This is a genomic window from Acetobacter sp. ESL1128 (assembly GCF_058505085.1).
In genome coordinates, this window is sequence record NZ_CP196369.1 from 2,709,742 (window position 1) to 2,723,299 (window position 13,558).

At 59.3% G+C, this 13,558-nt stretch carries 10 protein-coding genes; 5 read left to right on the forward strand and 5 right to left on the reverse strand.

From position 1 onward, the window contains the following. Positions 1-18: 18 nt before the first annotated feature. From mrdA to ACSYTG_RS12635, 5 genes are all read left to right on the forward strand, one after another. Positions 19-1,941: a penicillin-binding protein 2 gene (gene mrdA, locus ACSYTG_RS12615; protein ID WP_489783517.1), complete on the forward strand. Its 1,923-nt coding sequence runs from the start codon at positions 19-21 to the stop codon at positions 1,939-1,941. A gap of 4 nt (positions 1,942-1,945) precedes the next feature. After that, positions 1,946-3,100, forward strand: coding sequence for a rod shape-determining protein RodA (rodA, locus tag ACSYTG_RS12620; protein ID WP_086646976.1), 1,155 nt, complete (start codon positions 1,946-1,948; stop codon positions 3,098-3,100). A 252-nt stretch (positions 3,101-3,352) separates the two neighbouring features. Continuing rightward, positions 3,353-4,543, forward strand: a complete 1,191-nt coding sequence (locus ACSYTG_RS12625; RefSeq protein ID WP_233129175.1) for an efflux RND transporter periplasmic adaptor subunit — start codon at positions 3,353-3,355, stop codon at positions 4,541-4,543. Between the two features lie 4 nt (positions 4,544-4,547). Then, positions 4,548-7,703 carry an efflux RND transporter permease subunit gene (locus tag ACSYTG_RS12630; RefSeq protein WP_086646978.1) on the forward strand — a complete coding sequence of 1,052 codons (3,156 nt, stop codon included), beginning with the start codon at positions 4,548-4,550 and terminating at the stop codon, positions 7,701-7,703. Between the two features lie 54 nt (positions 7,704-7,757). Beyond that, a complete protein-coding gene (locus tag ACSYTG_RS12635; RefSeq protein WP_489783519.1) occupies positions 7,758-9,248 on the forward strand; it encodes an efflux transporter outer membrane subunit in 1,491 nt (496 codons plus the stop codon). A gap of 84 nt (positions 9,249-9,332) precedes the next feature. Here ACSYTG_RS12635 and ACSYTG_RS12640 read toward each other — a convergent pair whose 3' ends face one another. The 5 genes from ACSYTG_RS12640 to ACSYTG_RS12660 all read right to left on the reverse strand — a co-directional run bounded on the left by ACSYTG_RS12640 (position 9,333) and on the right by ACSYTG_RS12660 (position 13,366). Continuing rightward, the gene (locus ACSYTG_RS12640) at positions 9,333-10,562 is read right to left on the reverse strand and encodes a tetratricopeptide repeat protein (protein ID WP_415437177.1); all 1,230 of its coding nucleotides are present in this window, start codon (positions 10,560-10,562) and stop codon (positions 9,333-9,335) included. Positions 10,563-10,578: 16 nt separating this feature from the next. Next, positions 10,579-11,010 carry an ExbD/TolR family protein gene (locus ACSYTG_RS12645; RefSeq protein ID WP_489783398.1) on the reverse strand — a complete coding sequence of 144 codons (432 nt, stop codon included), beginning with the start codon at positions 11,008-11,010 and terminating at the stop codon, positions 10,579-10,581. A gap of 70 nt (positions 11,011-11,080) precedes the next feature. Next, a complete protein-coding gene (locus ACSYTG_RS12650) occupies positions 11,081-11,506 on the reverse strand; it encodes an ExbD/TolR family protein (RefSeq protein ID WP_086646980.1) in 426 nt (141 codons plus the stop codon). 3 nt (positions 11,507-11,509) lie between these two features. After that, the gene (locus ACSYTG_RS12655) at positions 11,510-12,556 is read right to left on the reverse strand and encodes a MotA/TolQ/ExbB proton channel family protein (RefSeq protein WP_489783399.1); all 1,047 of its coding nucleotides are present in this window, start codon (positions 12,554-12,556) and stop codon (positions 11,510-11,512) included. 117 nt (positions 12,557-12,673) lie between these two features. Continuing rightward, entirely contained in the window at positions 12,674-13,366 is a 693-nt protein-coding gene (locus ACSYTG_RS12660; protein WP_095349517.1) for an energy transducer TonB, read from the reverse strand. Between the last annotated feature and the right edge of the window lie 192 nt (positions 13,367-13,558).

Here is a 13,558-nt window from a genome sequence, read left to right on the forward strand (position 1 = left end):
CGCATGGGAGGTGCTCCCATGTGGCTAAAGCGGCGTAAACGCGAGAACCGCCGCTTGATGCCGATCCGGGATCAGAAGGACCCGGCACGCGGCGTATTTACCCGCCGCGCCCTGCTGTGTATGGCGGTACAGGCCGGGGCCATGGGCGAGCTGGCGCGCCGCCTGTACCATATCCAGATCAATGATGGTGACCACTATGCCCGCATGGCGGCCAACAACCGCGTAAGCAAGCGCCTGCTGGCCCCACCGCGCGGACGCATTGTGGACCGCTACGGCATTGCCCTTGCCAACAACAAGGAAAACTGGCGCGCACTCCTGATGCCGGAGGAAACAACTGACGTTGCCGGCACCATAGAGCGCTTTTCCACCCTGATCCCGCTTGATGAGCGTGACCGCAACCGCATTGCGCGCGAGATGCGCCACCAGCGCCGGTTTGTGCCCGTGATGCTGCGGGACTTCCTCTCCTGGGATGAAATGGCGCGGATCGAGCTCAACGCGCCCTCTCTGCCGGGTGTGCTGATAGATGTGGGCACACGCCGCGTGTACCCCGAAGGGGAACTGCTGGCCCATATTATCGGCTATGTTGCCCCCCCTAACGAGAACGACGTGGCACATTCCACCCTGCTGGCCCTACCGGGCATGCGGGTTGGCCGCGCGGGCATAGAACAGAATCAGGACGAGAAACTGCGCGGCACCGCAGGTTCGGTGGAAATGGAGGTTAACGCCATTGGCCGCGTAATTTCCGAGCTGAACCGCGAAGAAGGCGTGCCGGGGGAAGAAATTTCCCTGACCATAGACCGCGGACTGCAACAAAGGGTACTCAACCACATAGGGGACCAGACCGCCTCCGCCGTGGTGCTGGACTGCCATAATGGCGAGGTGTTGGCCATGGTCAGCACGCCCTCGTTCGATCCATCCCTGTTTGATAGCGGTGTCAGCCACGCGCAGTGGATTGAATGGACCAACAACCAGCACACTCCACTTATTAACAAGGCTGTGGCGGGCGTTTACCCACCGGGTTCCACCTTCAAACCCGCTGTAGCCATGGCCGCACTGGAATCGGGGCTGATCTCCCCCACCGATCGGGTTTTCTGCCCCGGTCATCTGGACGTAGGGGGCACGCGCTTCCACTGCTGGTCACGCTGGGGGCATGGGTCGGTTGACCTGCATCTGGCGCTCAAATACTCCTGCGACGTCTATTTTTACGAAATTGCCCGCCGGATTGGCATGGACCGTATTGCCGAAACCGCACACCGCATGGGCCTTGGCGTACCGCTGGATATTGAACTCCCCCATACCCGCACGGGCCTCATCCCCACCCCCGCATGGCGTCAGGCCCACCACCACCACTGGAATGGGGGGGATACCATTGTCAGCGGGATCGGGCAGGGGTTCATACAGGTTACTCCCCTGCAACTGGCCACCTACACCGCCCGCATGGCCACCGGCCGGGCCGTGCAGCCCCACCTGATGCGCGCCATTAATGGCGAGATCAGCCCGATGGCCAGCCCCGAGCACTGGCCCAGCCTGAACATGCCCGAAAAATATCTGGAAGCCCTGCGGGCAGGCATGTTTGCCGTGGTAAACGAGCCCCACGGCACGGCCCCCAAGGCCCAGCTTGACCTGCCGGGTATTACCATGGCGGGTAAAACGGGTTCGGCCCAGGTGCGCCACGTCTCCCGCGCATTGCGTGAGAGCGGGCATTTCAACTCCGCCAACCTGCCGTGGGAATACCGGCCCCACGCGCTGTTCATCTGCTTTGCCCCGTATGATGCACCCCGCTACGCCGTATCGGTCGTGATTGAGCACGGCAACGCAGGGGCAGACGCCGCCGCACCACTGGCGCGCAACATCATGCGCGACACGCTCCTGCGTGACCCTTCCAACCACACCACACCCCCGCCAGAAAGCGTGGCCGCTGTGGATGACAGCTTTGAATAACCCCATCCGATTCCACAAACGCCTGTTGCGGGCCGAGCCCAGCTTCCGCCTGATGGCCAAGCTGTGGCGGATAAGCTGGCTTTATGTTCTGCTGATCTGTGCACTGGCCGGTGTTGGCTACGTTACCCTCTACTCTGCCGCAGGCGGTGTGCCTTACCCGTTTGCAGCCCCGCAGGCCGCACGTTTTGCCGTGGGCCTTGTGCTGATGGTGACCATTGCCATGCTGCCCCCCCGCCTGCTCATGCGGGCATCATGGGGGATGTATGCGCTCTCGCTCGTGCTGCTGGCGGCGGTCCTGCACATGGGCCATGTTGGCAAAGGGGCCGAACGCTGGCTCATGATCGGGGGGCTTCAGGTTCAGCCGTCCGAATTTGCCAAGATCGCCCTTGTGGCGGTGCTGGCCACATGGTTTTCGCGCATGGATTATGCCCGCATGGGCAACCCGCTCTGGCTTATTCCGCCTGCCTTTATGGTGCTGGTACCAGTTGGGCTGGTGCTCAAGGAACCCAATCTGGGCACGGCGGTCATTATCGGGGGTATTGGCGCATCCCTGTTTTTTACGGCTGGCATGCGGCTCTGGCAGATTATTCTGCTTGTTCTGCCACTGCCCTCCCTTGTGCAGTTTGCCTATGGGCACCTGCATGATTACCAGAAGGCGCGCATTACCACCTTCCTCCACCCCGAAAATGACCCGCTTGGAGCAGGCTACAACATTATCCAGTCCAAGATTGCCCTTGGGTCAGGGGGCATGTGGGGGCAGGGTTACCTGCACGGCTCGCAGGGGCAACTGAACTTTCTGCCCGAAAAGCAGACAGACTTCATTTTCACCATGATTGCCGAAGAATGGGGCTTTATCGGTGCGGCCACCGTCATTGCCCTGCTGGTGCTGCTGATTATGGGCGGCATGATCATGGCCATACGCTGCCGCAACCGTTTTGGCCGGCTGATTGCGCTTGGCATCAGCATGAACTTTTTCTTTTACTGTCTGGTCAACCTCTCCATGGTCATGGGGGCAATTCCGGTTGGGGGGGTGCCTCTGCCGCTGGTTTCCTACGGTGGATCGGCCATGCTGAATGTTATGCTGGGGTTTGGGCTTCTGCTTTCAACATGGGTCCATCGGGACACACGGCTGGACGAAAGCAACGGCCGCACAGCCTGACACCCGCAATAAAGCTTGTGTTTTTGGTTTGATCTGCTCTTGACTTGGTAGGGTTGCACTTTTAGCTTGCACGTTAAAGGTAACACTTAGTACTGTTTTTTCACCTTCATTTGTCCACTCTGTTTTCTCCACAAAGCGGCCTGCGGCTCAAGCTCCCATCAGGGCAGGAAATGGCTTATTTCCCGGCTCCTGCACTGCCTGACCAAGCCTGAAATGTGCGGAAAACCTTTCAACACACAGGGCCACACCAAAGTGACAACACACACTTTTTCTCTTCGTCCGGTCCTGCTCTGCACGGTTGCCCTGCTTGCGCTGGAAGGCTGTAAACGCCAGCAGAGCGCACCGCAGGTGCCACCGCAGGCGGTGGGCGTTGTAACCATGCAACCCCAGCCCGTAAGTGTGCATACCAGCCTGCCCGGCCGTACGGATGCGTTTGAAATTGCCCAGGTCCGCCCTCAGGTCACGGGCGTTGTGCTCAAACGCCTGTTTATTGAAGGCTCGGACGTTGTCGCTGGCCAGCAGCTCTACCAGATTGACCCCGCCCGCTACAAAGCCGTGTACGACACCGCCCGTGGCCAGCTGGCTCAGGCCATGGCGCTGGATGGCACAGCCAAGGCCAAGGTCCGCCGCTACAAGAAGCTGGTACGTGAGCACGCCGTAAGCCAGCAGGATTATGATGACGCCGTAGCCGCCGAAAAACAGGCGCAGGGCCAGATACAGAGCGCTCAGGGGCAGGTGGAAAGTGCTCAGGTCAACCTTGGTTACACCAAGATGTATGCCCCGATCTCCGGGCGGATCGGCCGCACACTGATTACGGTGGGCGCGCTTGTTACTGCCGAGCAGACCTCCAACACAGCCATTATCACCCGGCTGGACCCCATTTATGTGGACGTTAACCTGCCCGCCATTACCCTTTTGCGCCTCAAGCGTGAACTGGCGGAAGGCCGTATCAAACGTCAGGCCAATGGCGAGGTCCCCGTGGTTCTGACACTCGAAGACGGCTCACCCTACGAGTTCAAGGGCCACATGGCGCTGGCCGAAGTGAACGTGGATACAACAACCTCCACCGTTATCGTGCGTGCGATCATGCCCAACCCGCAAAAGCTGCTGCTGCCGGGCATGTATGTCCACGCCCAGCTTGACGAGGGGATTGACCCCAACGCCCTGCTGGTCCCCCAGGAAGCCGTCAGCCGCAACACCCACGGCGACCCACAGGTATGGATTGTGCAGCCCGACAACACCGTGGCCCTGCGCCAGATCCAGATCGGCATGGCCATAGGCACCAACTGGCTGGTGACAGACGGGCTCAAGGCCGGTGAGCGCGTGGTGGTCAGCGGCACGCAAAAAATAACCCCCGGAGCCAAGGTCTCGGTGCAGGAAAGCAAGCCCAAGACCGACACCGCACCCGGTGCTGCGGCACAGCCTGCACAAAAAGGGCAGTAAATCCATGTCGCTTTCGCGGTTCTTTATCAACCGACCCATTTTTGCGTGGGTGATCAGCCTGATCATCATGCTGTTTGGCGGCCTGTCCATCCTGCGGCTGCCTGTTGCCCAGTACCCCAGCATTGCCCCGCCCCAGATCGCCATTACCGTAACCTACCCCGGCGCCTCCGCCGATACGGTGAACGATACGGTCGTGCGCCCCATCCTCCAGCAGATGTTCGGGCTGGATCATCTGGAATACATCTCTGCCCAGTCCTACGCTTCGGGGCAGATGGAAATTGACCTCACCTTTGAGCAGGGCACCAACCCCGACATTGCTCAGGTGCAGGTGCAGAACAAGCTCCAGCTTGCCCAGCCCAAACTGCCACAGGAAGTGACCGCCCAGGGGCTGAGCATTACCAAGGCCGTCAAGAACTTCATGCTGGTGCTGGCCTTTATTTCCACCAACAATTCCATGACCGGCTCGGACATTGCCGATTATGTGGCCTCCAACATTTCTGACCCGCTCAGCCGCGTAACCGGCGTTGGTGACCACACGCTCTTCGGGTCCGAATATGCCATGCGCATCTGGCTGGACCCCAACAAGCTGTTCAACTACGGCCTGACCGTGCGGGATGTTGAAACCGCTATCCAGACCCAGAACATTCAGGTTTCATCGGGTGAGCTCGGTGGCCTGCCTGCCCGCAAGGACATCCGTCTGGATGCCACGATCATTGGCCCGACCCGCCTGACATCGGCTGGCGAGTTTGAGAAAATCCTGCTCCGGGTCCAGCCCGATGGCTCGCAGGTCCGCATCAAGGATGTGGCGCGGGTGGAACTGGGTCCGCAGACCTACAACACATCCTCTTACTACAACAATCACCCGGCATCGGGCATGGCGCTCAAGCTCGCCCCCGGCGCCAACCAGATTTCGACCGAAGCGGCAGTCCGCGCCAAGATTGACGAACTGGAAAAGTTCTTCCCGCCGGGCCTGAAAACCGTTTACCCGCTGGATACGGAACCCTTCATCACCCTCTCCATCGAGGAAGTGATCATCACCCTGCTTGAAGCCATCGGACTGGTCTTTCTGGTCATGCTGGTGTTTTTGCAGAACTTCCGCGCAACGCTTATCCCCACCATTGCCGTGCCGGTTGTGCTGCTGGGCACTTTTGGCCTGCTCAACATCTTTGGTTTTTCCATCAACACGCTCACCATGTTGGCCATGGTGCTGGCCGTAGGCCTGCTGGTGGATGACGCCATTGTGGTGGTGGAAAACGTGGAACGCGTGATGTCGGAGAAAAAACTCTCCCCCATCGAAGCGGCCCGCGTTTCCATGGACGAAATTTCAGGCGCGCTGATCGGCATTGTGCTGGTGCTGACCGCCGTGTTCTTGCCCATGGCGGCCTTTTCCGGCTCGGTCGGGGTTATTTACCGGCAGTTTTCCATTACCATTGTCTCTGCCATGTGGTTATCCGTGCTGGTGGCCATGGTGCTTACGCCCGCTTTGTGCGCCACCATGCTCAAACCCGGCACGCATGTTAAAACAACCGGCCCTGCCGGCTGGTTCAACCGCAACTTTGAGCGCCTGACCAATGGTTACCTCAAGGGGGTGCGCAAGCTTATTTCCTCCACCGCGCTGTCCATTACCTGCTTCCTGCTGATCAGCGCGCTGGCGGGCTATCTGTTTACCCGCCTGCCCAGCGGCTTTTTGCCGGACGAGGATCAGGGGCTTATTTTCGGGCAGGTTACACTGCCCCCCAATACACCCATGGAGCAGACCACACAGCTCAACCGCGAGATTACGGATTATATCCTGAAGTCGGAGAGCGGGCTTGTGGAATCCGTTTACGCCATCAGCGGGTTTAACTTTGCCGGGCAGGGCCAGAACTCGGGTGCATTCTTTATCCGCCTGACAGACTGGAAAAACCGTCCCCTTGCAAGCCAGACATCAGCCGCCATCGCAAAGCGGATCATGATGCATTACTGGTTTGACCCGCGCGCCCAGATCTTTGCCATCAACCCGCCTGCCGTGCTCGAACTGGGCAACGCCACAGGGTTTGACCTTGAACTGGAAGACCGTGGGCACCTTGGCCACCAAAAGCTACTGGCGGCGCGTAACATGGTGCTCGGCCTTGCCAGCAAGGACCACCGCCTGCTTGCGGTGCGCCCCAACGGTATGGAAGACGCATCACAGTATCATCTGGACATTGACCGCGAAAAGGCCAACGCGCTGGGCATTACGATTGATGACATCAACACAACAATCGAAGGGGCGCTGGGGTCGATCTACGTTAACCAGTTCACCCGCAATGACCGCGTAAAACAGGTTTATATTCAAGGCGACATGGATTCTCGCATGCTGCCGCAGGACCTGAACAAATGGTACATCCGCACCAACACCAACACGCTGGCCCCGCTGGATACCTTTATTCGCGGATACTGGCTGACCGGCCCGCAAAAGGTTGAGGATTACAACGGCTTTAACGCCTTTGAAATTCTGGGCCAGCCCGCAGCCGGTTACAGTTCGGGTGATTCCCTTGATGCTATCAAGGATATTCTGAAAAAACTGCCGGAAGGCATAGGCTACGAATGGACCGGCCTCTCGTTTGAGGAAATTTCCTCCGGCTCCTCCACCGGCCCGCTCTATGCACTCGCCAGTCTGGTTATTCTGTTGTGCCTTGCCGCACTTTACGAAAGCTGGGCCATTCCGTTTGCGGTCATGCTGGTTATTCCTCTGGGTATTCTTGGCTCCATTGCCGCCACCTTGTGGCGGGACATGAACAACGACGTGTATTTTCAGGTCGGGCTGCTGACCACCGTTGGTCTGGCTGTTAAAAACGCCATTCTTATTGTGGAGTTTGCCAAAGCGGCCTTTGAGCGTGGGGAATCTCTGGAGGACGCGGTTATTACCGCATCGCGCGAACGCCTGCGCCCCATTCTCATGACCTCAATCGCCTTTGTTGTGGGTGTGTTCCCACTTGCCCTTGCTGCCGGGGCTGGCTCCGCATCCCGCGAGGCCATTGGTACCGCAGTGGTTGGGGGCATGGCCACTGCAACACTTCTGGCCGTTTACTTTGTGCCGGTCTTTTTTGTTCTGGTGTTGCGTGTGTTTAAGGTCAAACGCATCAGCGAACGTAAACAGGCCACCACCCCCGTCCAGACCGCAACAGGGAACGAATAAGATATGGCTCCTCAGTCCTTTTTCCGTCGCTCCCTGCGGCTCCGTGCGGTTGTCATGGCCGTTGCAACAACACAGGCACTCTCCGCGTGTACCATGATCCCCAAATACACGCGGCCCACGCCTCCGCTGGCCACAACATGGCCAGACTATGCCCAGACCGGGGATAAGCTGTTACCCAAAGTGGCAGCCGATATTGGCTGGCGCGAGTTCTTTGTAGACCCGCGCCTGCAAGCCCTGATCACCATTGCCCTGCGTGAAAACCGGGACCTGCGCACATCTGCCTCCAATATCGCCACGGCACAGGGCGAATATGACGTGCAGCATGCGGGCCTGTTCCCCACCATTTCCGCCACGGGCGGGCCTATGTATCAGGCACCATCCGATGCGGCAGGGCTTAGCTTTGCACCAGGGCTGGATACCGACAAAACAGGCGGCGGCATGGCCCGCAACCCGTTCCGCTACTATTCCGGCGGGATTGGTTTTTCCTCCTACGAGATTGACCTGTTCGGGCGTATCCGCTCCCTGACCAAGGAAGCCGCCGAACGTGCCCTGTCCCAGCAGGAAAACATGCGCGGCATGGCTATCAGCGTCGTCTCGCAGGTGGCCATGGCCTATATTACATGGCTGGGCGACCGGGACACGCAAGCACTGGCGGCAAGCACGCTGGCCAGCCAGCAGAACAGCCTGAAGCTGACACAGGACAAATACGCCCACGGTGAAGAAAACCTGCTGACCGTGCGGCAGTTGGAAACACAGGTACAGCAAAGTGCGACCCTGCTCACCGATGCACGCCGCAAAGTGGAACAGGACGAAAACCTGATAACCCTGCTGATTGGCGCGCCCATCCCGCAAAACCTGCCAGCCCCCCTGCCTTTGGGCAAACAGTCCATTCTGGCGGACCTGCCCGCTGGCCTGCCATCGGACCTGCTGACCCGCAGACCCGATATTACAGCGGCAGAACATGACCTTCTGGCCTCTCAGGCCAGCATTGGGGCAGCACGCGCCGCGTTCTTCCCCCGTCTGACGCTCACAGCAACGGATGGTGTTTCCAGCTTGCAGTTCCACAAGCTGTTTACGGCGGCAGCCACCACATGGGGCCTGAACCCCAGCCTCCAGATTCCACTTTGGACATGGGGCATGAACAGCGGCAACCTCAAGGTGGCCAAGGCAACCCGTAACGGCAAAATTGCCGCTTACGAAAAAACGGTGCAAAGCGCATTCCGCGAAGTGGCCGATGCCCTTGCCGCCCGCAAAGCCTACCTGGACGAAAAAAAGCAGATGGATAGTCTGGTTTCGGCCTCGGGCGATGCCTACCGTCTGGCAAAACTGCGTTATGAAACCGGGACAGATTCCTACCTGACCACACTGGATTCACAGCGCTACTACCTACAGGCCCAACAGTCCCAGATTACGGTTGCGGTTGCAAAATACCAGAACCTTGTCACCATTTACCGCGCAATGGGCGGCGGCTGGCAGGCAACCTCCACTCCCCCCAGCACAGCACAACAGCCTGCTGCGCAGTCTGGCACCCCAAAAGCAGGGTAAGCCAGACCAGACCAGACCAGACCCGATCCAATAAAAAAGGCCGCTCAAGAGCGGCCTTTTTTACAAACTCTACCTTGCCCGCATTTAGTGCTTGGCAGGTGCCTGCCCCAGCCGGAGCACCCAGAGCTGGGCAATGTCATAGGCACCATTATCCCCGGCAACGCTCTTGAGGGTCTGTATGGCTTCAGCCTTGTTGCCTGCCTGCATCTGGGCAAGGCCAAGGTGCAAGCGGGCAATATTGGGGTCTGTTACCCCTTTGGTTATGGCCTGCTGCATCAGTGCCAGCCCTTTGGCGGCCTGCCCGAACGTGACGTAATTATACCCCACATTCAGCAGTTCATTGCCCGATGTCTGGGCAAGGGCGGCTTTTTCATCCGCTTCGATGGATTCCTTTTTGGCAGCAACAGTTTTTTCCACCATTGCCTTCAGGCGTGCCTGCCGGGGCGCTTCTGCACCTTGGCCCAGAACACCCTGCTGGTATCCCTGATTCATCAGGTCCAACGCAAGCTGGGGCATATGGCCCTGCATGGCAATTTCGGTCATTTCCATAAAATCACGTGCGGTGGAAATATCCCCTACCGCCAGACGAATACGGTACACATCCAGCTGCAGGGAGGCCGGGATTTTTGTATTCACGACCAGTTCGTGCAGCAGCAGCGCCCAGTATTCCTTTTTGGGGTAATAGGTTGCCAGCAGAACGTAGGCGTGTGTCGCTGTCGTGGAATCCTTAAGCGCCGTGGCACTTGCTGCAAGCATCTGCAACTGCGATTCCACGGGCTTCTGCCCGGCCTTGACCGTTCTGGACACAATTGGCGTTAGAACACTAAGTGTATTGGCATAGTCTTTTTGCAGATAATAAGACTGTGCCAGCAATGTTTCCATTGCCGGGTTGGGGCCCGCTTCCTTGAGGTAACGCTGGATAGCCGCAGCAGCCCTGGGGTAATCCTTGGCGTTATACGCCATGCTCCCTTCGGACATCAGCATCTGGTTTTTCAGGTTACGCGGTGTACGGGGGGAGGCGATCAATTTTTCATACGCGGCGGTTGCCTGAGCCACATTACCCGCCTGCGAAGCCACAGCAGCCCGCATTTGCGCAATAGTGTAGTCCTCATATGCGCTTTTACCCGCGACCGCATCTGCCTCGTTCACAGCATCCATGGCCTTGGCGTAGTTATGCGCAGCAAGAGCGCTCTGGGCCTGCTGCAATGCCACGCCAACGGGCTGGCTTAGTGTATCCGCCGCCTGCACGGCCGGAATGGCAAAAGAGACAACAGCCGCGGAACACAAAAGGCTCCGCACAAAACGCATGGTCATGATCTTCTTCACTCCCTTACTGATCGACGAACTGTTCCTGCCCGACGATGCCCATCTGGGTGACCCCGAGCCTCTGGGCATCGGCCATGACATGGACGACAGTCTTGTAATCAGCCAGCCGGTTGGGCTGGATGTGGAACTCGGGCTTGGGCTGGGCGGAGGCAATCTCGCGCAGGTGGGCCTGCAGTTCCTCCTCGCTGTTAACCGGCTGTCCGTTCCAGGTAATCGTATTATCAAAATCCACCACAAGGGTCACAACCGGAACCTCCTCCGTCGAAGGCGGCGGGTTGCCCTGCGGCAGATCAATCGCAACAGATTGGGTCTGCAACGGGATGGTGATGATCAGCATGATCAGCAGAACCAGCATCACGTCAATCAATGGCGTGGTGTTGATGTCGACAATGCCTTCGTCTTCCGTTGTGCTATCCGACCCGACATTCATGCCCATGATCAGTTACTCTCTTCACTCCTGCCCCCACGCGTGCCGCGCGGGGGACGGGGGCCGCAGCCCGCCGTTGTCAGTTGGTCTTCGGCTTCTCGGTAATGAAGTCGATATGATAGATGCCAGCCTGCTGGCATGCCGCCACCATCCTGCCGACCGTCTCATACCGCGCCTTCATGTCCCCACGGATCTGGATCTGCGGTTGCGGTTTGACCACCGCCACCTTTTCCAGATGCTCCAGCAGGTCAGCCTGGTCCTTCAGCGGGGTTTCATCCCAGAAGGCCTTGCCATCCGCCGTAACCGCCAGCACCACGTTGCTCATCTTGGTCTGGGTGGGCTGGTTCATGTCGCGCGGCAGGTTGACCTTGACCGTATGGGTGGCCACCGGAATGGTGATCAGGAAGATGATCAGCAGAACCAGCATCACATCCACCAGAGGGGTCGTGTTGATGGCGGAGACGACTTCGTCGTCCCCTCCTCCGTTGCCAACCTGCATTCCCATGGTTCAGCCCACCCGGTTGGAGGTTGTGACCGTGGTCGGGGAGTTATCGGCGTTGACCCGCACGCTCTCCGCAGCTGCACCGTGGCGCACGCCACCGATCAGGATGGACTGCAGGTCATCGGCAAAGTCGCGCACCTGGTCCATGGCCCCCTTGTTGCGGCGCACCAGCAGGTTGTAACCCAGCACCGCAGGCACAGCCGTTGCCAGACCAATGGCGGTCATGATCAGGGATTCACCCACAGGACCGGCAACCTTGTCGATGGATGCCTGACCGGCAATGCCAATGGCGGTGAGTGCATGGTAAATACCCCAGACCGTGCCGAACAGCCCGATGAACGGGGATGTGGACCCCACGGTGCCCAGGAAGGCCAGCCCCTTCTGCAGGCTGTTCTGGATGTTGTTGACCGCACGCTGGATGGACATGGAGGTCCAGCTATGCAGGTCAATGGCTTCCTGCATCGTGCCTTCATGGTGTTCGGCTGCCGTAATGCCGGTATCGGCAATGTAGCGGAACGGGGAGGAGGTGGAGAGTGCGGAAGCCCCTTCCTGAATGCTGTGCTTGGTCCAGAAGTTTTTGGTGGCATCCTTGCCAGCGGCAAACAGACGCCCCTGTTCGATGAACTTGGTGATCATGATGAACCATGTGCCAAGCGACATGACGAGCATGATCAGCAGCACGCCACGGGCAATAATATCACCGTTCGACCACAGGGCGGACAGGCCGTAGGGGTTGGCGTCATCCTTGGCGTCCGGCGCAGGAGCTTCTGCTGCTGCAGCGGCGGCCGGGGTCGGGGCTGTTGTGCCATCGGTGGGTGTGGGGGTTGTTGCGGCATCCGGGGCGGCGGGTGTGGCCGGGCCGGGGGCAGGGGCAGCAGCGCCATCTGCCGGAGCTGTGGCTGCCGGGGCCGCAGGAGCGGTAGCCGCCGGGGCTGCCGGTGCGGGGGCTGCGGCATCCTGCGCAAAGGCGGCAATGGGGGCTGCCGTGCTCATCAGCAGCGCAAGAGCCGGAGCGGCAAGACCTGACACAAAAGAACGGGGCAGTCTGCTCATTTTACTCAAGATCCTCATCCAAAGGCCCGGTCCTGTTCCCCTGCCGGAGCGGACCGGGCGGGTCCGTGTTGCTGTGTTATCCAGAAGTCCGGCACAAGGCCGAACCGTTAGTCTGTGTCAGTCATCCAGCCGGAAGCGGATGACATATGTCTTGTTCACTTCCCGCACGGGCACACCATTGCGGCTTGCAGGCCGGTAGCGGGCCTTGCTCACGTAATCCAGCGCGGACTGGGCAAATGCCTGACCGCCGGTTACGGACTGCACACGGCAGTTGCTGGTCATGCCCGTGATTTCCACATCACACACAATGGTTACGCGGCCTTCAATGTTGTCTTCCTCCATTTCTGGCGGATAGACGGGGCGCACATTGTTCAGCGGCGATGTTCCGGCCGTTGTATCGGGCGAATCATTGGGCGGTGTGTCCGCGGGCGGGGCCTTTGCGGTCTGGGTTGGCGGAGCCACAGGCTGCTTGGGCGGTGTGCGGGCCACGTGCTTCATGGGTGGCTTGGGGGGCGGCGGCACCTCGATCTTTGGCGGCGGAATGAACGGCGGCGGAGGCACCGTCATAACCGGCGGGGGTGGTGGAGGCGGCGGAGGCGGCGGCGGAGGGGGTGGCGGCGGCAGAACGCGCGTCTGAATGGGCGGTCTGGCCGGCGGGGGCGGGCTGTCACCATTCCCCATCCCGTAGATCAGTCCCCATATGCCCAGCACATGCATGATCAGCACAAGCAGGAACGCAATCACACCAACAGCAGCACTTGCCCGAAAGGCATACTTTGCCGAACCTGGCTGCTGCTCAGGGTTACTCATTCTGGCCCTCCCTCTTCAAGCCGCCAAACAAAACATCTCTGTTTCGCTTTCAGCCACGAAAAACACTCAGGAATTTTAATCTGGCCATATGGCTCAGAACCGGCACGCCTGCTGACATACCTTTATCCATTGGGTTGATTGGGCAATCTGGCACGGCAGATGTCAAGCAGGTTATATGAGAAAAGTTTGCAT

Coding starts and splice junctions, on each gene's coding strand:
- ACSYTG_RS12655 (WP_489783399.1), bottom strand. CDS start 12,556: ATGAGCAGACTGCCCCGTTCTTTTGTGTCAGGTCTTGCCGCTCCGGCT.
- ACSYTG_RS12630 (WP_086646978.1), top strand. CDS start 4,548: ATGTCGCTTTCGCGGTTCTTTATCAACCGACCCATTTTTGCGTGGGTG.
- ACSYTG_RS12650 (WP_086646980.1), bottom strand. CDS start 11,506: ATGGGAATGCAGGTTGGCAACGGAGGAGGGGACGACGAAGTCGTCTCC.
- ACSYTG_RS12645 (WP_489783398.1), bottom strand. CDS start 11,010: ATGGGCATGAATGTCGGGTCGGATAGCACAACGGAAGACGAAGGCATT.
- ACSYTG_RS12635 (WP_489783519.1), top strand. CDS start 7,758: ATGGCCGTTGCAACAACACAGGCACTCTCCGCGTGTACCATGATCCCC.
- ACSYTG_RS12660 (WP_095349517.1), bottom strand. CDS start 13,366: ATGAGTAACCCTGAGCAGCAGCCAGGTTCGGCAAAGTATGCCTTTCGG.
- ACSYTG_RS12640 (WP_415437177.1), bottom strand. CDS start 10,562: ATGACCATGCGTTTTGTGCGGAGCCTTTTGTGTTCCGCGGCTGTTGTC.
- mrdA (WP_489783517.1), top strand. CDS start 19: ATGTGGCTAAAGCGGCGTAAACGCGAGAACCGCCGCTTGATGCCGATC.